We start from the raw sequence: 20,076 nt of genomic DNA, 5'->3' as shown, positions 1-20,076 counted from the left end.
CGTTACGAGGCCGCCTTCACCCTCAGCCGGACCGGCCGGGCCGCGGACGCCCTGCGCGAGTACAAACACGTCGCCGAGGCGAGGATCCGCATGCTCGGCGCCGACCACCCCGACACCCTGGCCGCACGCCAGGAGATGGCGTACGCGCTCGGCCGGCTGGGCCGCGCCTTCGACGCCCACCGGGTCTACACGTCGGTGCTCACCGCCCGCGAACGCACCATGGGCCCCGACCACCCCGACACCCTGCGCTGCCGGCACAACCTCGCCTTCAACCTGAGCCGCCTGGGCCGTCTGGAGGACTCCCACCGGATGGCCCGCGAGGTGGCCTCCGCTCGCGCCCGGGTGCTCGGCCCCGACCACCCGGACACCCTCGTCACCCGCTACGAGGTCGCCTACGCGCTCGGCCAGCTGGGCCGCTGGACCGAGGCGCTGGAGACCTATCAGGAGGTCGCCGAGGCCCGCGCCCGTGCCCTCGGGCCCGACCACCCCGACACGCTCGCCACGAGGCACGAGATCGGCATCAGCCTGGGCCGCCTCGGCCGCAGCGCCGAGGCCCTGGACGTCTACGCCGACCTGGCCGAGGACCGCGCCCGCGTCCAGGGCCCCGCTCATCCCGAGACGCTGCGCGCCCGCCACGGCCGCTGCGTCAACCTGGGGCGGCTCGGCCGCTGGGAGGAGGCCCTCGCCGAGTCCCGCGACGTGAGCGCGATCCGCGAGCGGGTCCTCGGACCCGACCATCCCGACACCCTCGTCAGCCGCCGCGAGGTCGCCGTCGGCCTGGGCTGGCTCGGCCGCTGGGCCGACGCGCTCACCGACTACCGGCAGGTGGCCGCCGCCCGCGAACGCGTCCTCGGCGCCGACCACCCCGACACGCTCGCCAGCCGCAACGACGAGGCACACTGCCTCCAGCAACTGGGCCGGACCACCGAGGCGGCCGCGCTGTACCGCAGGGTGGCCGAGCTGCGGCAACAGCGCGCGCACGGCGGGCAGTGAGACGCCGTCGAGGTACCCGAGCGACCGGCCGCCCGTCTGGCCGACCCGGAACACCCCGTGTTACGAAGAACCATGACCGCACCCCTGGGACCCCACGCACACCGGACGTACGACGCCGTCATCGTCGGCGGCGGCCACAACGGCCTGGTCGCCGCCGCCTACCTGGCCCGGGCGGGCCGCTCCGTGCTGGTGCTGGAGCGGCTGGACCACACCGGCGGCGCGGCGGTCTCCACGCGGCCCTTCGCCGGGGTCGACGCCCTGCTGTCCCGCTACTCCTACCTGGTGAGCCTGCTGCCCAAGAAGATCGTGCGGGACCTCGGCCTGGACTTCCGGGTCCGCACCCGCACCGTCTCCTCCTACACGCCGACCGAACGCGACGGCCGGCCCACCGGGCTCCTCGTCGGCGGCGGCGAACGGCGGACCAGGGAGGCGTTCGCCCGGCTCACCGGCTCCGACCGCGAGTACCGGGCCTGGCAGGACTTCTACGACATGACGGGCCGCGTCGCCCAGCGGGTCTTCCCCACCCTCACGGAACCACTGCCCACCCGCGAGGAACTGCGCGGCCGCCTCGACGACGAGGAGGCCTGGCACAAGCTGTTCGAGGAGCCGATCGGTGTCGCCGTCGAGGAGCACTTCGCCGACGACCTGGTGCGCGGCGTGGTCCTCACCGACGCGCTCATCGGGACCTTCGCCGACGCCCACGACCCCTCACTGAAGCAGAACCGCTGCTTCCTCTACCACGTGATCGGCGGCGGCACCGGCGACTGGGACGTGCCGGTCGGGGGCATGGGAGCCCTCACCGACGCCCTGGCCGACGCGGCACGCGCGGCGGGCGCCGTCCTCGCCACCGGCCACGAGGCACTGCGCGTCACCACCGACGGCCGTGCCGCCGAGGTCACCTTCCGCACGGCCGACGGCGAGGGCACCGTCGCCGCCCGGCACGTCCTGGTGAACGCCTCTCCGCAGGCGTTGGCGGAACTGACCGGCGACACACCCCCGGCGCCCACCGAGGGAGCCCAGCTGAAGGTGAACATGCTGCTGAAGCGGCTGCCCCGGCTGCGCGACAGCGCCGTCGACCCGCGCGAGGCGTTCGCCGGCACCTTCCACATCGCCGAGGGCTACGGCCAGCTGGCCACCGCCCACGCCCAGGCCGCCGCGGGTGACCTGCCCGCAGCGCCGCCCTCGGAGATCTACTGCCACTCGCTCACCGATCCGACCATCCTCGGCCCCGACCTGGCCGACCAGGGCTACCAGACCCTCACGCTCTTCGGTCTGCACACCCCGGCCCGCCTGTTCGAGCGGGACAACGACGCCGTTCGCGAGGACCTCCTGAAGTCGACCCTCGCCCAGCTCGACGCCCACCTGGCCGAACCGCTCGCCGACTGTCTGGCCACCGACGCCGACGGACGCCCCTGCATCGAGGCCAGGACCCCGCTCGACCTGGAGCGCGACCTCGGGCTGCCCGGCGGCAACATCTTCCACCGGGAGCTGAGCTGGCCGCATGCCCAGGACGGCACCGGCCGCTGGGGTGTGGAGACCCGGCACGCGAACGTGCTGCTGTGCGGGGCCGGTGCGGTGCGCGGGGGAGGGGTCAGCGGGGTGCCCGGACACAATGCGGCCATGGCGGTACTGGAGCGGGAACCGCAGTGACCCCTCAGTCGGCCGACCGCGTCCACCCCGTCGCCCGGATGCGCGCCGCGTCCGCCGGGCGAGCCTCGTCGAACAGGACACCGTCGGCAGACCCCACGCGCAGCCCGTCCACATAGCCGCCGCGGCCGACGTACAGCCGGTCCGTGGTGTACCGCCAGCGCAGGGCGAGGCCCCTCGCGGCGGGCAGGTCCGCGGTGAGCCGGTGCCAGACGCGGCTGGACCAGCCGGTGACCGAGCCCGACGGATGCTGCCGGGGCTCCTCGCCCCGGCGGGACGTTGTGAAGGGCACCGGCTGCCAGGTCGTGCCACCGTCGGTCGTCGCCTCGAGAACCAGGGTGTCGGCCTGCGGCTCGGTGTCCCACCACAGCGCGCAGCGCAGCCGTGCCCCGCCGGAGGACGTGTCGAGCGCGGGGAGCGCGAGGGTCGCCGTGCTGGAGACGGCCATCCCGGAGAACCAGGCGGTGCCTCCCCGCTCCGGCCGGACCGGCACGGCCCGCGCGAGGTTGTTCGCCGCCGCGACTCGGGGCGCGGACCCGGAACGCCAGCTCCGCACCGGATGCACCGAGTTGCCGAGGACCACCAGGAACGAGTCGGTCGTCGGGTCGAGCACCAGCGACGTGCCCGTGAAGCCGGTGTGCCCGGCCGTGCGGGGCGTGGCCATCGCGCCCATGTACCAGTGCTGGTAGAGCTCGAAGCCGAGGCCGTGCTCGTCCCCGGGGAACGCGGTGTTGAAGTCGGTGAACATCAGCTCCACCGACTCGGGCGTGAGGATGCGGGCCCGCCCGTAGGCGCCGCCATTGAGCAGCGTCCGGCCGAGGACGGCGAGGTCCCAGGCGTCGGAGAACACGCCCGCGTGCCCCGCGACGCCGCCGAGGCTGAAGGCGTTCTCGTCATGCACCTGGCCCCACACCAGGCCCCGGTCGAGACCGGACCACGGCGGGCGCGCGTCCTCCGTGGCCGCGATCTTCGGGCGCCAGGAGGCGGGCGGGTTGTAGCGGGTGCGGCGCAGACCGAGCGGCGCGGTGATCTCGTCCCGCAGGAGGGTGTCGAGACCGCGGCCCGTGATCCGCTCCAGCACCAGCTGGAGCGAGATGAGGTTCAGGTCCGAGTAGAGGTACGCCGTGCCCGGGGCGCTCACCGGCTTCTCGTCCCAGATGAGCTGGAGCTTCTCCTCGTACGTCGGCGCGCTGTACAGCGGGATCCAGGCACGGAATCCCGAGGTGTGCGTGAGGAGCTGACGGATCGTGATGTCCTGCTTGCCCGCGCTGCCGAAGTCCGGCAGGTACGAGGCGACCTTCGCCTCCAGCTCCAGTCCGCCCCGCTCGATCTGCTGCACGGCGAGGATCGAGGTGAACAGCTTCGACACCGATGCCAGGTCGAAGACGGTGTCCTCGGTCATCGGGATCTGCTCGTCGGCGGGGAACTCGACGCCGGTGTCGGTCTTCTCGTCGTAGGCCCGGTAGCGCACCGCCATGCCGATCGGCCGGTGCAGGGCGACGGTGCCGCCCCGACCGGCGAGCAGTACGGCGCCCGCGTACCAGGGGTGTGTGGGGGAGGGGCCGAGGAAGGCCTCCGCGTCGCTGACCAGCCGGCGCAGATGAGAGCCGAGCAGCCCGGCACGTGCGGCGGAGCCGTGCCGCAGGGTGGGCCGGTGGCCCGTCGCCGCCGGGGCGGCCGCGGCGGGGCCGGCGGGCAGCGGCGCGAGAGCGAGCGCACCGCCCAGGGCCATGCCCGCTCTGCCCAGTTGACGTCGGGTCAGTTCAGCGCTCGCCGGTCTGTCGGTCACCGCACGCCCCTTCTCCTCAACCGCCTCGCTGTCCCCTGCAGTATGTCCGCCGCACGCCTCCGCAAATAGACGGCGCGCATGAAGCAGACGAGACGGCGCGCATGAACCCGACGACACCTGAATCTGACGGAGTATCAGAAAACCTCTTCCGTCCTCCGGAGGACTCCGGCATCCTGCGCCCATGCAGACGGAGCTGAGCCAGAAACTGGGAGTCGAGCACGCCGTCTTCGGCTTCACGCCGTTCCCCGCCGTCGCCGCGGCCATCAGCAGGGCCGGCGGCTTCGGCGTGCTCGGCGCGGTCCGCTACACCGACCCCGACGAGCTCAAACGGGACCTGGACTGGGTCGAGGCACACGTGGACGGCCGGCCGTACGGCCTGGACGTCGTGATGCCGGCGAAGAAGGTCGAAGCCCCGAACAATCGAACACTGACGGAGGCCGACGTCGAGGCGATGATCCCGGAGGGACACCGGCAGTTCGTCCGGGACACCCTCGCCAAGCACGGCGTGCCCGGGCTCGCCGAGGGCGAGGCCTCCGGCTGGCGCATCACCGGCTGGATGGAACAGGTCGCCCGCACCCAGCTCGACGTCGCCTTCGACTACCCGATCCGGCTCCTCGCCAACGCCCTCGGTTCCCCGCCGCCAGACGTGGTGGCCCGGGCCCACGACCAGGACGTCCTCGTCGCGGCCCTCGCGGGCAGCGCCCGGCACGCCCGCAAGCACAAGGAGGCCGGGATCGACATCGTCGTGGCCCAGGGCTACGAGGCCGGCGGCCACACCGGCGAGATCGCCTCCATGGTGCTCACGCCCGAGGTCGTCGACGCCGTCGCGCCCCTGCCCGTCCTGGCCGCCGGTGGTATCGGCAGCGGGCAGCAGGTGGCTGCCGCACTCACTCTCGGGGCCCAGGGTGTGTGGCTGGGCTCCCTGTGGCTGACCACCACCGAAGCGGACCTCCACTCACCCGCCCTGACCCGCAAGCTCCTCGCGGCCGGGTCCGGCGACACCGTCCGCTCCCGCGCGCTGACCGGCAAACCGGCCCGCCAGTTGCGCACCGAGTGGACCGACGCCTGGGACGACCCCGCCGGGCCCGGCACCCTGCCCATGCCGCTGCAGGGCCTGCTGGTCGCCGAGGCCGTCTCGCGCATCCAGAAGTACGAGGTCGAACCCCTGCTCGGCACCCCGGTCGGGCAGATCGTCGGCCGGATGAACAGCGAACGCAGCGTCCAGGCCGTCTTCGACGACCTCACCCGCGGCTTCGAACAGGCCGTGGACCGCGTCAACCGCATCGCCGGAAGGAGCGGCCCGTCATGAGCACACCGGTGAACACACCCCCGGCGGGTTTCTGGGCCCAGGCCACACGGGACCCCCACCGCCGGGTGCTCGTCGCGCCCGACGGCGAGGAGTGGACCGCCGGACGCCTGCACGCCGCCGCCAACCGGCTGGTGCACGGCCTGCGCGCGGCCGGCCTTGAACGCGGCGACACCTTCGCGGTGGTCCTGCCCAACGGTGTCGAATTCCTGGCCGCGTACCTTGCCGCCAGCCAGGCCGGCCTCTACCTCGTCCCGGTCAACCACCACCTGGTCGGGCCGGAGATCGCCTGGATCGTCTCCGACTCCGGCGCCAAGGTCCTCCTCGCCCACGAGCGCTTCGCCGACGCGGCACGCGACGCCGCCGACGAGGCCGCACTCCCGGCCACCCACCGGTACGCCGTCGGAACGGTCGAGGGCTTCCGGCCGTACGCCGAACTCCTCGACGGACAGCCCGAGTCGGCACCGGAGGACCGCACCCTCGGCTGGGTCATGAACTACACCTCGGGCACCACCGGCCGCCCGCGCGGCATCCGCCGCCCACTGCCCGGCAAACCTCCGGAGGAGGCCTACCTCGGCGGCTTCCTCGGCATCTTCGGCATCCGGCCGTTCGACGACAACGTGCATCTGGTGTGCTCGCCGCTCTACCACACGGCCGTCCTGCAGTTCGCCGGCGCGTCCCTGCACATCGGCCACGAACTGGTCCTGATGGACAAGTGGACGCCGCAGGAGATGCTCCGCCTCATCGACCGTCACCGCTGCACCCACACCCATATGGTCCCCACCCAGTTCCACCGCCTCCTGGCCCTGCCCGACGAGGTGAAGGACCGCTACGACGTCTCCTCCATGCGGCACGCCATCCACGGCGCCGCCCCCTGTCCCGACCACGTGAAACGGGCCATGCTCGACTGGTGGGGCCCCTGCGTGGAGGAGTACTACGCGGCCAGCGAGGGCGGCGGTGCCTTCGCCACCGCCGAGGACTGGCTGAAGAAGCCCGGCACCGTCGGGAAGGCCTGGCCCATCAGCGAACTCGCGATCTTCGACGACGACGGCAACCGGCTGCCACCGGGCGAACTCGGCACCGTCTACATGAAGATGAACACCGGCGGTTTCTCCTACCACAAGGACGAGGCCAAGACCCGCAAGAACCGCATCGGCGACTTCTTCACCGTGGGCGACCTCGGCCACCTCGACGAGGACGGCTACCTCTTCCTGCGCGACCGCAAGATCGACCTGATCATCTCCGGCGGCGTCAACATCTACCCGGCCGAGATCGAGTCCGCCCTGCTCGCCCACCCCGCCGTCGCGGACGCAGCCGTCTTCGGCATCCCGCACGACGACTGGGGCGAGGAGGTCAAGGCCGTCGTCGAACCGGCCCCAGGACACCGGCCCGGACCCGCCCTCGCGGCCGACCTCCTCGACCACTGCGCCCACCGGCTCGCCGGGTACAAGCGGCCCAGGAGCGTCGACTTCATCGCCGAGATGCCCCGCGACCCCAACGGCAAGCTGTACAAGCGGCGGCTGCGGGAGCCGTACTGGGAGGGCCGTACCCGACCGGTGTGAGGTGCCACGCCTGCGGCGCGGTGAAGGGAGAAGGGGTGCCGCCCCACCCGGACGGCACCCCTCCCGGCGCGGTCAGCGGTGCTCGTGCACCCGGACGACCCGCAGCTTCGGCGAGGACAGGATGTCCTTCTCGCAGAAGCGCGACGTCACCCACTTCTCACCGGAGAACAGCCGGGTCTGGTCCGCGAAGTGCGGCGACTTCGGGTTCGAGGACTGGGAGTACGTCAGCAGCGTCCGCGCCACCGGGCAGCGACCGCCGTCCCAGCCCACCGCCTGGAGATGGCTGGAGCCGAACGGCACCTCCGTGTAGCCGCCGCCGGCCGCGTCCCACGTCGGCTGGATGACGTTCCACACGCCGAGCTGCCCCGCGCCGCCCGGCACCGGCAGCCGCTCGCCGCCGCGGACGACGAACTGGTGCGCGCCCAGCGGCGCGTCGAGCGCGATGCCCGCACCACGCAGTTCCGCCACCGCGTCGGCGAGGGCTCCGGCGAGGCTGGGGGCGTCCGTGTTCAGCGTGTTCGGCGTGCGCACCGGGTCCGCCGCCGAGAACGGCACCTTCCACAACCGGTCCTCCGGCACGGCCCGTTCCAGCTTCCGCCAGAACCGGTCGAACAGCAGCGCGCCCCGGCTGCCGGTGTCCATGGTGCGGTCCCAGGCCTTCAGTACCCCGCAGGCCTCCGACACGTCGACGGCCTTGCCGTCGCTGCCCGTCGCGGTGCCCCCGGGAAGCGCCGCGCACGCCTTGGCCACGTCCCCGGCGGCGAGATCGCCCGCGGGGACCCGGTTGGCGAACTGCTGCCGTTGCAGATCGCGTACGGTCAGTCCGCCCCGGTCGGCCATCGCCGCCACGTCCTCGATCCCGCCGCGCGTGCGCAGGCCGAGCTGCGTGCCCACGGTGCCGAAGACCCGCTCGTAGCCGGTGATCGGCCGGTCGGCGTTGGTCATCCACGCGGTGCCGTTCGAGTTCTCCGCGTACGGCGCGTCCTTCAGCGTCGGCATCCTCGCCGGCCCGAAGATGCCCGGCGCCACCGCGTCCGGGTCGCTGCCGAGGGCGCAGTCGCCGCGCGAGCCGTCGAGGACGGCGATCCCGGACGCCGGGTACGTCGTCCGGCCGAGCTCCGTCGAGCAGCGCTCCGCGAGTTCGTCGGTGATGCGGGGGAGTACCTGGGACTGGGTGTAGAGCGAGTGTCCCGCGCGGTCGGCGGCGAGGGTGTTCACCCAGGGGATGCCCTGGTTCCGGGCGAGGGAGGCGAGGACGTCGTCCGTGCTCCGCGCCTTGCCGAACCCGAGCGAGGTGTCCGCGAAGCGGAGGTTCGCCGCGTTCGGGTCGTACAGCGCGTACGCCGTCGTGGCGGTCCACGGCAGCGGCACCTGGGAGTTGAGCGAGGTGACGACGGGGCCGTAGCGGGTCCACCACTGGGTGCCGGTCACCGGCGTGCCGTCCTTCACGGCGACCGTCACGGTCCGCTTCCTCATCCGCTCCGGCCTGCCGTCCACGAGGTACGTCGTGGGATCGGCCGGATCCAGCGTCAGCTGGTGGACGCTGGCGGGGACACCGGTCGAGACGGTGTGGCTCCACGCCACATGTGCGTTGAACCCGATGGAGATGGCCGGAGTGCCGAGCAGGGAGCCGCCGGAGACGTTCAGCTCGCCGGGGATCGTCTGCTGCGACTGCCAGAACCGGCGCCCGCCCTGCCAGGGGTAGTGCGGGTTGCCCAGCAGCAGACCGCTTCCGTTCGCCGTCGTGTCGCCGCGGAACGCGACCGCGTTGGAGCCCATGCCGGGATCGCCCCACAGCTCGTCCGCCGCTTTCGCCACGGCCTTCGCGTCGGGGCGGGCGGACCGGGCGCCGGTGGACGTGGCCGGGGTCGGGGGCCGCGCGGTCGTGATCGTGTCCACGAAGCGTCCCTCGCCGGAGATCGCGGCGATGGCGAGCCCACGCGCGGCCACGTCGACCTCGGTGACCGGCCGGACCCAGGAAGCGCCCGCACAGGCGGGATCCGTGATCCTGTTCTTCTTCAGCCAGGCGTTGTAACCGGCCGCCCAGCCCCGCATCATGCCCCGGACGTCGCGGCTCGGGCCCAGGGGAGCGGGCTCGGCGAGCACCTTCTCCACGGTGCGCGTCTCACGGACCCCGCGGAAGTACAGGTCACTGGCGAGGTTCGTCCTGGCCCCGGAGAGGGCGCCGTCGGCTGCCGTGCCGGCGCCGAAGTACCGGGAGCGCTCGCCCCGCAGGGTCACGAACCCGTCCGCGAGCGTGCAGACCTCGTCGGCGGCCTGCGCCCAGCCCGTGCCGAAGCCGAGGTCGGCGTAGTTCTTCGCGAGGATGTGCGGGATGCCGTACTCGGTGTAGCGGATGACGGCGGACATGCCGTCGCGGGAAGGGTGCTGCTCCGCTCGTGCCTGACTCGGGGCGGCGGCCGCGGGTAACGCGGACGCGGCCGTGAACAGGGCCGTGGCTCCGAGAACGAGTCGTCTCAGGCGGCTGCGCATCGTGCCCTCCAACATCATTGGGGGAAAAGAGGCTTGAGTGTGCAATGTGCTGCGTTCGTACGTCAGTGCCATTGCATCGGACGCTTCTGACGACGGCAGGGTTGAGCCGGTCGGTCCTTGACCTCCTCCGGCGGTCGGCCGAGGATCACTTGTCATGACGACGCCCGGACACGGCAGCACGGTCGACGGAGTCCTACGGCGCAGCGCCCGGCGCACCCCGGCGCGCGTCGCTGTGGAGTACGGCGAGCGGAGCTGGACCTACGACGAACTGGACACCGCCGTCTCCCGTGCGGCGAGCGTCCTCCTCGACCAGGGGCTGTCCCCGGGCGACCGGGTCGGCGCCTACGGCCACAACTCCGACGCCTACCTGATCGCCTTCCTGGCCTGCGCCCGCGCGGGGCTGGTGCACGTACCCGTCAACCAGAACCTCACCGGCGACGACCTCGCCTACATCGTCGGCCAGTCCGGCAGCTCCCTGGTCCTCACCGACCCGGACCTCGCAGCCCGACTTCCCGACGGCGTACGGACGTTGCCCCTGCGCGACGCCGACGGCTCGCTGCTCGCGCGGCTGGCCGAGGCCCCCGTGTACGACGGGCCTGAACCGCGCACCGAGGACCTCGTGCAACTGCTGTACACCTCGGGCACGACCGCCCTGCCCAAGGGCGCGATGATGACGCACCGGGCCCTGGTGCACGAGTACCTGAGCGCGATCACCGCGCTCGACCTCAGCGCGGGCGACCGCCCCGCGCACTCGCTGCCCCTGTACCACTCGGCGCAGATGCACGTCTTCCTGCTGCCCTACCTCGCGGTCGGCGCGACGAACATCATCCTCGACGCGCCCGACGGCGACCGGCTCTTCGACCTCGTCGAAGCGGGCCGCGTGGACAGCCTGTTCGCCCCGCCCACCGTCTGGATCGCCCTCGCCAACCGCCCCGACTTCGCGACCCGCGACCTGAGCGGCCTGCGCAAGGCGTACTACGGGGCCTCGATCATGCCGGTGCCCGTACTGGAACGGCTGAAGGAACGCCTGCCGGGACTGGCGTTCTACAACTGCTTCGGGCAGAGCGAGATCGGCCCCCTCGCGACGGTCCTCGCGCCGGACGAACACAAGGGCCGCATGGATTCCTGCGGCCGCCCCGTGCTGTTCGTCGACGCGCGGGTGGTCGACGAGGACGGCGAGGACGTACCCGACGGCACCCCCGGCGAGATCGTCTACCGCTCCCCGCAACTCTGCGAGGGCTACTGGGACAAGCCCGAGGAGACCGCAGCGGCCTTCCGCGACGGATGGTTCCGCTCCGGTGACCTCGCGGTGCGCGACCCGCACGGCTACTACACGATCGTCGACCGGGTGAAGGACGTCATCAACTCCGGTGGCGTCCTGGTCGCCTCCCGTCAGGTCGAGGACGCCCTGTACACCCATCCGGAAGTCGCGGAGGCTGCGGTGGTGGGCCTGCCCGACGAACGCTGGATCGAGGCGGTCACGGCCGTCGTCGTCCCGCGCGGCGACGTCACGGAGTCCGAGTTGATCGACCACGTCCGCGAGCACCTCACCCCCTTCAAGGCGCCCAAGCGCGTGGTGTTCGTGGACGAACTCCCGCGCAACGCCAGCGGGAAGATTCTCAAGCGGGAGCTCAGGAAAGACCTCGGAGAGGGGCCCGGGTCGATAGCATCCGGGTAGCGCGTAGGTGCACGAGGGGGGCCGTCGTGATCGAACTGTCTGACATGATCCAGGAGTTGAGGAGCCAGCTGACCACCGCGCTGACGGACGGCGCAGGTGAGGCCATCCGGTTCGAGGCCGGCCCCGTCGAGATCGAGGCGACCGTCGCCGTCACCCGCGAGGCGGGCGCGGACGCCAAGATCCGGTTCTGGGTGGTCGACGCGAGCAGCAAGGGCAGCTCCGCGAACGCGCAGACGCAGCGCGTCAAGCTCACCCTCACGCCTACCGCCGTCCCGGTCGCCGGAGAGCCCCCGCGACCCGCCATGATCGCGGGCGACCAGGCCCCCGGCGAGCGCTGACCGAGGGCGTATGCGGTTCGACCGCGGGCTCATGCCGGAGCGGGTCGCCAAGATCGTCGTCACACCGGCGAACGGCGGGCCAAGCCGGCGCGGCTCGGGCTACCTCGTCTCGGCGGGACGCGTGCTCACCGCCGCCCACGTCGTCGAGGACGCGGCGACCATCGAGATCCGCTTCCAGGCCGACCGTCCCGACGAACTGGCCGTCGCCGCCTCCGTGGAGTGGCGGCACACCGGCATCGACGTCGCCGTACTGGTGGTACCGGTCCGGCTGGGCGGGACGACCGCCGGGGCGGTGACCGGCGCGGTCTACGGCCGGATCGGGGAGCGGGACGTCGTCCTGCGCTGTACCGCGCTGGGCTTCCCGCGCTTCAAACTCCGCACGGACACCGACGGTTCGCTCTACCGGGACGCCGAGCACGCCGACACCACCTGCGCGGCCCTGTCCAACCGGGGCGAGGGCACGCTCGACCTGAAGGTGACCTCACCCCCGCCCGACGACCCGGATCCCGCCAAGGACGCCTGGGAAGGCATGTCCGGTGCGGCCGTCTTCTGCGAAGGCCACCTCGTGGGAGTCGTCTCCCGCCACCACCACGGCGACGGCGCGGGCCGGATCGCCGCGGGCCGGGTGGACCGCTGGGCCGAGACCCTGACCAGAGCCGAACTCGCCGCACTGGAGCATGTGCTGGGGCGGCGACTGGCGCCCGCGGCACTGCCCGACGTCACCGAGGCGACCGTTCAGAGCATGTCGCCCGCGGACGGGATCGGCGGACCGTTCGGCCGGTCCCCCTCACTTCCCGCGTCCGGACCCGCAGCCGTACCGCTCGCCCTTCCGCAGCGCAGGATCGCACCGGACCGGCTGCGCGGACGCGACGAGACGGTCGGCGAACTGACCGCTGCGATCACCCGGCGGGCCCAGGGCGACGCCGCCCGGCCGGGCGTGTGGCTGCTGTCCGGCATGGGCGGCTGCGGCAAGACGACCCTCGCCCTGGAGGCGGCACACCGGCTGGCCGCCGGCATGACACGGGTGTGGTGGGTGTCGGCCGCCGACGCGGAGGTCCTCTCCTTGACTCTGCGGGCGGTCGCGTTCGACGCGGGTGCCCTGGTCGCCGACTTCGCCGGGCCATCCCACCCCGCCGATGTGCTGTGGCGGTTCCTCAACACCCTCACCACGCCCTGGCTGCTGGTCCTGGACAACGTCGACGATCCCTCGGTGCTGGCGGCCGAACCGGCGCGCCCCGCCGAGGGGCGGGGCTGGCTGAGGCCACCCGCGCACCCTTGGGGGACGGTGTTGCTCACCAGCCGCGAGTCTCGCCGTGAACGCTGGGGCGACTGGGTGCACATGGTCGGCGTGGGCATTCTCTCGGGCTCCGACGGAGCCAGAGTCCTCCACGATCTCGCACCGGGTGCCGGAACGACGGAGGAAGCCCGGGAGCTCGCCGAACACCTCGGAGGTCTGCCCCTCGCCCTCAATCTCGCCGGCTCCTATCTGGCACGTGCCCTGGATGACCCTTGGCCGATGCCCTCGACACCCGAGACCTTCGACGCGTACCGATCCGGCTTCGACTACCGCCTGGCCGATATGGCGTTCGACCCCGACAAGGACCTGGGCCCCGACGAGCGCAACCGACGTGCGATCGTCAGCACCTGGGAGCTCTCCCTCGACCTGCTGCACCGGCAGGGCACCGATCTGGCTCGCCCCCTTCTGCGGCTGCTCTCGGCCCTGGGGCCGGCACCCATCCCGTACCGGGAACTCATCGCACCGGAACTCCTGGCCGAGAGCGAGCTGTTCACCGCCCCGACGGGAGAGCGGTTCCAGGAGGCCGTGAAGGGCCTCGCCGGCCTTCAGCTGATCACGATCGAGACAACCGGCGCCGCCACCGGAGCGAAGGGCCGTCCCCAGCGTTGGATCACCATTCATCCGATGGTCCGGGCCGCCTGCCGGGCCCATGCGGACTTCACCGCCCAGATGCCCGTGATGCTGCGCCTCGTGACAGCACTGCTGCAGAGGCACACCGGCCCGCTCGACTCCTTCGACCCCAACGACTGGCCTCGCTGGCAGGCCGTCGCTCCGCACTGTGCCGCGGTCCTGTCCCTGCTGTCCGAAGACGACCGCGTGGACCCGGACCTGGCTGTCGCGGCCACCGAGCCCGCTGTGCGGACCGCGCAGTACCGCACCAACCTCGGCATGTACCGCGAAGCCAGCGTCGAGCTCGACGTACTCGGCTCGATCCGGGCCCGACTGCTCGGCGACGATCACCCGGCCACCATCGCCGCTGCCCTCCACCGCGCCTGGGCGGTGCGCCAGACCGGTGCCCTCACCGAGGCGGACCAGCTGTACCGGCACGTGGCCAGGGCGTGCGCACGCGCCCTGCCGAACGGCCACGCCTACCTGCAGTCCGCGAAGACGGGCCGGGCCCGGGTACTGCGGGAGCTGGGACGGTACGAGTCCGCCGAGGAAGAGCTGCGCGCGGCCCTGGCCATGCGCCTGCGAGCCGGGAGCTACCCGCGCGGCATCCTGCGCATCCGGCACGAGTTGGCGATCCTGGCCCACAAGCGCGACCGCCATGCGGAGGCCGTGGCTGAACTGCGCAGCCTGTCGAGGGAGTTCACAGAGCTGGTCGGTGAGAACGACCTGGACACCCTGGCCAACCGGGTGACCCTCGCCCGTGCCCTGCGCGAGGCCGGTCACGCCACGGAAGCGGAAGAGGCCATCGAGATCGCCGTACGGGGCTATCTGGAGATGCTGGGGCCCGAGCACCCCGACGTGATGATGGCCCGCCACGAACGCGCCCGGCTGATCCGCGACCATGAGTCGGATCCCGAATGCCTGCAGCGGGCACGGGACGAGTTCGCCGACATCTGGCAGTTCAACGAACGCCACTTGGGTCCCGACCACCCCGACACCCTTGCCGCCCGGCACGAACTCGCCACGACCTGGCATCTGCTCGGCCGGCCGGATCTGGCGGCTGAGCACTACAAGGCCGTCCTCGAAGCCGGCGGGCGACGGCTGGGAGACCAGCATCCCGACGTTCTGCGCTGTGCAGGCAATCTGGCCGCCGTGCGAGCGGAACTCGTGGAGCGCAAGGTCGCCTCAGGCAGGGAAACGGACGCCGGTGCGGCGACACTTCGAGGAGGCCACCCGATGGACGACAACCGCCCGGCCGACCAGGACGCGCGAACGAGCGACACCCCCGACCTGGCGAACCTCTCCCTGGAACAGGCCCTGACCAGCCCCTCCCACTCCGCCGCCGGACGCCTCGTGGCACGGTACGTCCGGCCCCGGGTGAACCGGAGCGGAGAGGGAGGCGGAGGCGGTGGCTACTCGGGAAGCAGCTACTCAGGCTCCGCCGGGCGGCCGGTGAGCTACACACCGATGCCCGCTGACCGTCTCCCACAACGAGAGCTCGCTCAGGGCATGGTCAGACCGCCGTTTCCCACATCCGCCGATCTACGGACGATGGCCGCGGGCGCGGAGGACAGGGTCCTGGCCCAGCGCATGCGAGCCCAGCAACGCGGCGCCCGAGCCGTGGTCCTGGACGAACTCCTCGACCTGACAGCCGTGGTCGCACATTCCGGCGAGACCGAGGCACTCAGGGTCCCGGAGGTACGGGACCTGCTTGTGCGGGCGGAACGGGCCGACTCGAATGCGGTGACGGCCGTGCTGCTCCACCCGTCCGTGGGCCGCTGGCTGAGCTGGGCTCTACGCGCAATGCACGAACCACCGGGTGGACCGAGCACCTGGGCCGGAACTCCGCCGGCCGACCTCCTCCGTCTCCACTCGATCGCGGCGGCGGTCGGCGTCCGGGCCCGGCTGTCCTTCACCCTGCCTGTCCCCGTGCACGGCGGTCATGTCCATCTGCCCGGCCTGGGAGCTGCCGACCTGCACGCGTCCGGGACCGACGTGGCCCGTGTCGTCTCCCACGGGACCGCGGCCGTCGTCGAGGGCGATGGCGTGGAGGTGCGGCTGCCGAGCCCGAGCGATCCGAACCCGCCGGGCTGGATGCCCGTGCACCGGGTGCGCACGCCCGTCGGCCGCCGCCACTTCGACTTCGTCCTGGAGGACATGGACCCCTACCGCGAGAATGACGCTCTCGCGCCGCCCGACCGTCTGGGACCGGTGGCGCTGACCCGTTGGCGGCGGACGATCCGCGATGCGGGAAGGCTACTCGCCGATCTCAGGCCCGGGCAGGCCGACGCCCTCACGGTGACCCTCACGGCCCTCACACCCCGGCCGGACGCGGAGCCGACCGCAGAGACGATGACGTCGATGTCGTCGAGCGAGGCGTTCGGCGGCGTCGTACTCAGCATGCCCCCGGACGCGGTGGAACTCGCCGCTACCCTGATCCACGAGTTCCGCCACATGGAGCTGGACGCGGTCCTGGATTCCCTCGACCTATACGAGACCGGACGCGAAGGGGCCGATGAGGAGCTCTATTATGCGCCGTGGCGCGACACCCCGCGCCCGCTGCCGGGATTTCTGCACGGTGTCTTCGCCTTCTTCGCAGTCGTCGATTTCTGGCGGGAGCTCACCCACCTCGCCGGCAGTCGGCACCTGCGGCGGCGGGCCCAGTTCCAGTACGCGTACTGGCGCATACAGACGAGTCATGCCTTCGAGGCCCTGTCATCGACAGCACGTCTCACGACTTCCGGGCGGGAACTCCTCGCCGGACTGGACGACCGCACGGCCTGCTGGACTGTTCCCGAGGCCGTGCCGGAGGAAATCACCGCGCTCGCCACAGAGGCTGTCGTCGCGCACCGCATCCGCTGGCGACTGCACCATGTGAGTCCCGACCCGCACGCCGTGTCGGAGCTGGCGGACGCGTGGCGCTCCGGAGCGGAAGCACCCCCGAAGAGCGTGGCCGGTGTGCTGCTGCCCGACACAGCCGTCCCCTCCTTGAACCAGTACACGGCCCGGCTGTGCCAATGGGCGACGGGCGTCCCGGCCGAGGGCACGGCCATCGATCCCGCCGACCTGGCCCGCCTCCAAGGACGACAGCACGACTCCCGCCGCCTCGCCACGAGCCAGGTGACCAGACGTCTTCAGCAGCCTGGCCGCTGGGCCCGGCTCGCTCTCGCTCTACGCCGAGACGCTCGGACGGCGTCTCCTGGCAGCACCGACGCCGTGGCGGCACGGGCACTGGTCCACTGTCCGGAAGCAGTGCGAGCGATCTTCGCCCGCATCGTCGTCGAGCCATGCGCGAAACCGGACCCGGTGGCACTGGCCGCATGGCTCGGCGCTCCTGAAGGACTGCCCGACCTCCCCTCCATGCACTCCTTCTGACGCGGACCCCGAGGCCGGCGCACCACGGCGCGTGACCGCCTTCCTCTCCGGACGGTGGTAAGGCGGCCTTCTGCTGTCTGCTGTGGGCAGAGCGAGCCCGGTCGGCCGGGATCACCTCGCTACCGTGCCCGGCATGGAGACCGAACCGCGCACCCTACGAGCGAACGGCATCACTCTGGCCTACCGGGTCTGGGGGCCGCAGGACGCGCCCCCCATGGTGCTGCTGCACGCCCGCGGAGCCGACGGGGCCGACTGGACGGAGATCGCCTCCGCCCTGGCCGCCGGGCCCCGCCGGGTGTACGCCCCCGACCTGCGCGGGCACGGCCGCAGCGACTGGCCCGGTGGATACGCCTATGAGGCGATGCGTGACGACGTGCTCGCCTTCCTCGGCGCGCTCGGCATCGCCCGTACCGACGTCGTGGGCCACTCGCTGGGCGGAGCCGTCGCCTACCTGCTCGCCCAGCACAGCCCGGCGCTCGTACGGCGGCTCGTCCTGGAGGACGTGCCCGCACCCTTCCCGCTGGACCCGCCGCGCCCGCCGGCCGAACGCCCCGGCGGGGACCTGCCGTACGACTGGGCGATGATCCTCGCCACCGACGAACAGCGCAACGCCCCGAACCCCGTGTGGTGGGACCACATGGGGCGGATCACCATGCCCACGCTGCTGATCGGAGGCGGACCGACCAGCCTGATCCCCCAGGAGCACATAGCCGTCCTCGCCGAGGTGCTCCCCGACGCCCGGCACGTCACCCTCGACGCGGGGCACCTCGTGCACGCGGCCAGGCCCGGGGAGTTCCTCGCGGCCGTGGAGGGGTTCCTCAGCCCTGCGGACCGTACGCGGTCATGAAACGGTCGCGGAACTTGTCCATGCCCCACCGGGGCGCGTCGGGGGCCGGCTTGAGGCCGTCGGTCCAGCCCCAGTCGGCGACCCGGTCGAGGACCTTCTTGTCCTTGGCGACGATGGTGATCGGCACGTCCTTGCCGGTGTCCCCGGCGAGGACGGTCGGCACCGGCTGGTGGTCGCCGAGGAAGACCAGCACCGTGTCCTCGTCGCCGTAGCGCTCCAGCCACTCGGTCAGGCTCCGGATCGAGTACTCGATGGCCTTCCGGTACTCGGCGCGCACCTTCTCCGGGTCCTTCCAGACCTCCGTGGGGTTGGTGCCCTCCTTCTTGATCCGGTGGAACACCGAGCCGTCGCCGAGGTCCTTCCAGTCGATCATGTGGGCGATGGGCGACCAGGGGTTGTGGCTGGAGGCCAGGATGATCTCCGCCATGATCGGATCGCGGTCCTTCTTGCCGTGCTCCAGGCGCTGGAAGGCCTCCATGCTGAACTGGTCGGGCACGGGCGTCCAGCTGAAGTACGGGCCGTTGTATCCGAGGTGCTCGGAGTCGTAGATGTGGTCCAGGCCGAAGAACTTGCCCTCCGGCCAGGCGCGGCGCACGCCCGGGACGATACCGACGGTCCGCCAGGCACCCGTCTTCCCGAAGTACTTGGTGAGGGTCATGCGGTCGCTGGTGGTCAGGCTGCGGTACCGCTGCTGGTTCTTGATCCACAGGCCGGACAGGAGGGTCGAGTGGGCGAGCCAGCTGCCGGCGCCCGTCACCGGCGACTGGAGCCAGCCGCTGCGCGACTCGAAGCCGGCGGCCTTCAGCCTGCCGGTGCCCTCCTTGAGCACGGCGTCGGTCTGCTTCGCCATCGCCGGGTCGTCGATCGCGACCCGGCCGTAGCTCTCGATGAAGGTGAACAGGACGTCCTTGCCGCGCAGTCCGGTCAGCAACTGGTCGGGGGGCGTCTTCGCGAACGCGTCCACCGAGGCCTGCTTGTCGAAGACCCGCGCGTCCTTCAGGCCCGCCCGGACCTGGTCCACCCGGTTGCCGAGGAACTCCGCGTTGCCCTTGGTCGCGATCGGCACGGTGCCGATCTGCACGCCCAGGGTCATGCAGGTGATCCATGCCGTGCCGAGGATCAGGATCGTACGGGCCGCGACGGGACGGTGCCGGACCATCAGTTTCGTCAGCCGCACCACGGCCAGCGTGGTGAGGACGAGCACCGCGACGAGCAGGGCGAGCACACCGATCACGGCCAGCACCTGCCCGGTCCGGCCGAACGACTCGCGCAGGAAGTCCGTGGCGTCGTCGAGCAGGATCCAGTCCAGCACCAGGTCGAAGGGCCTGGCCAGCACCTGGTAGAAGCCCATGTCGACGAACTTCAGGACCGTGACCAGCCCGAGGAACACGCCCGAGACGACCGTCGCGATCCGACGGGGCCTCGGCGGCAGCGCCAGCAGCAGACCCGCGAGCAGTACACCCTCGGCCGGGATCCGGACGAACGAGGCGAACTCGATCTTTTCGATCCGGTTCGGTACGAGCAGTGCGAAGGCGACAAGCACCCCCGCCAGGACGGTCGTCCCCACCGAGACGCCGCGCGCCGTACGGGGCCAGCGACGTCGCCAGCCGAACCAGCCGGGCCGCGAGGTGTCCGAGGCCGGTCCGGATCCGGTGTCAGGAATGGCTTCGGCCTGGGTGTTATTCGCAATGGCGTCCGAGGTGGCTTCGGCCTTGGTGTTCTCGGCACTGGTGTCCGAGGTGGCTTCGGCCTGGGTTTTCTCGGCCCCGGTGCCCGAGGCGGCATCGGTCCGGGTGCCGTCGGATCCGGTGTCCGGGATCGCGTCTTGGTCCTTGCCAGGGCTGCTGTCCGAGTCCGCGTCCGGGGCGTCGCCGGAGCCGGAGGCCTTGGCCGGGCTCGTCTCCGGTTCCGCCTCCTCCCGCTGCTCTGCCTCAGCCGTCCGTTCCTCGCCCGGGTCCTTCTCCGTCGTGTCGTCATCCGGTTCCGCCCCGCTCGCGGTCGAGTCCGGCAGCTGACGGGAGCGAGCGAAGAGCGACACCCGGTGGTCCTTCCGTGCGGTCTTGCTAGGCATGGCAAACAGAGCCCGGTGGAAGGGGCCTGCCACCACCAGTACGTCCGCACGTCACCTTAGGTTCAATCGAC

At 71.9% G+C, this 20,076-nt stretch carries 11 protein-coding genes; 8 read left to right on the top strand and 3 right to left on the bottom strand.

From position 1 onward, the window contains the following. Window positions 1–993: tetratricopeptide repeat protein (locus SSQG_RS02035; RefSeq protein ID WP_039931779.1), on the top strand; the 993-nt coding region annotated here is incomplete at its 5' end. A 72-nt stretch (window positions 994–1,065) separates the two neighbouring features. Continuing rightward, window positions 1,066–2,643 carry a phytoene desaturase family protein gene (locus tag SSQG_RS02030; RefSeq protein WP_086025059.1) on the top strand — a complete coding sequence of 526 codons (1,578 nt, stop codon included), beginning with the start codon at window positions 1,066–1,068 and terminating at the stop codon, window positions 2,641–2,643. Window positions 2,644–2,647: 4 nt separating this feature from the next. Here the strand turns inward: SSQG_RS02030 and SSQG_RS02025 are convergent, their stop codons facing one another. Then, window positions 2,648–4,372 (bottom strand): serine hydrolase domain-containing protein, encoded by a 1,725-nt coding sequence (locus SSQG_RS02025; RefSeq protein WP_167545807.1) that lies wholly within the window; start codon window positions 4,370–4,372, stop codon window positions 2,648–2,650. 238 nt (window positions 4,373–4,610) lie between these two features. On the opposite strand from SSQG_RS02025, the gene SSQG_RS02020 reads away from it, so the two are divergent. Next, window positions 4,611–5,738 (top strand): NAD(P)H-dependent flavin oxidoreductase, encoded by a 1,128-nt coding sequence (locus tag SSQG_RS02020; protein WP_003988006.1) that lies wholly within the window; start codon window positions 4,611–4,613, stop codon window positions 5,736–5,738. After that, window positions 5,735–7,297: an acyl-CoA synthetase gene (locus tag SSQG_RS02015; RefSeq protein ID WP_039931778.1), complete on the top strand. Its 1,563-nt coding sequence runs from the start codon at window positions 5,735–5,737 to the stop codon at window positions 7,295–7,297. Before SSQG_RS02020 ends, SSQG_RS02015 begins: the two co-directional genes overlap by 4 nt. Before the next feature lie 72 nt (window positions 7,298–7,369). Here the strand turns inward: SSQG_RS02015 and SSQG_RS02010 are convergent, their stop codons facing one another. Next, on the bottom strand, window positions 7,370–9,790 hold the full coding sequence (locus SSQG_RS02010) for a penicillin acylase family protein (RefSeq protein WP_003988004.1): 2,421 nt from the start codon (window positions 9,788–9,790) through the stop codon (window positions 7,370–7,372). Window positions 9,791–9,944: 154 nt separating this feature from the next. Between SSQG_RS02010 and SSQG_RS02005 the strand changes: the two genes are divergently transcribed. The 4 genes from SSQG_RS02005 (at window position 9,945) to SSQG_RS01990 (ending at window position 17,934) form a co-directional block, all read left to right on the top strand. Next, the gene (locus SSQG_RS02005; RefSeq protein WP_003988003.1) at window positions 9,945–11,468 is read left to right on the top strand and encodes an acyl-CoA synthetase; all 1,524 of its coding nucleotides are present in this window, start codon (window positions 9,945–9,947) and stop codon (window positions 11,466–11,468) included. Between the two features lie 26 nt (window positions 11,469–11,494). Next, window positions 11,495–11,806: a trypco2 family protein gene (locus SSQG_RS02000; protein ID WP_003988002.1), complete on the top strand. Its 312-nt coding sequence runs from the start codon at window positions 11,495–11,497 to the stop codon at window positions 11,804–11,806. 10 nt (window positions 11,807–11,816) lie between these two features. Continuing rightward, window positions 11,817–17,087, top strand: a complete 5,271-nt coding sequence (locus tag SSQG_RS01995; RefSeq protein ID WP_052310218.1) for an aKG-HExxH-type peptide beta-hydroxylase — start codon at window positions 11,817–11,819, stop codon at window positions 17,085–17,087. Between the two features lie 133 nt (window positions 17,088–17,220). Beyond that, the gene (locus SSQG_RS01990; RefSeq protein ID WP_039931776.1) at window positions 17,221–17,934 is read left to right on the top strand and encodes an alpha/beta fold hydrolase; all 714 of its coding nucleotides are present in this window, start codon (window positions 17,221–17,223) and stop codon (window positions 17,932–17,934) included. On the opposite strand, the gene SSQG_RS01985 is transcribed toward SSQG_RS01990, so the two are convergent. Further along, window positions 17,906–19,972, bottom strand: a complete 2,067-nt coding sequence (locus SSQG_RS01985; protein ID WP_003987998.1) for a hypothetical protein — start codon at window positions 19,970–19,972, stop codon at window positions 17,906–17,908. The two genes, SSQG_RS01990 and SSQG_RS01985, sit on opposite strands and share 29 nt — an antisense overlap. Window positions 19,973–20,076 lie beyond the last annotated feature (104 nt).

The sequence above is a fragment of the Streptomyces viridochromogenes DSM 40736 genome (genome assembly GCF_000158955.1).
GTDB lineage: Bacteria > Actinomycetota > Actinomycetes > Streptomycetales > Streptomycetaceae > Streptomyces > Streptomyces venetus.
This window is presented reverse-complemented; position numbering and strand designations above follow the sequence as displayed.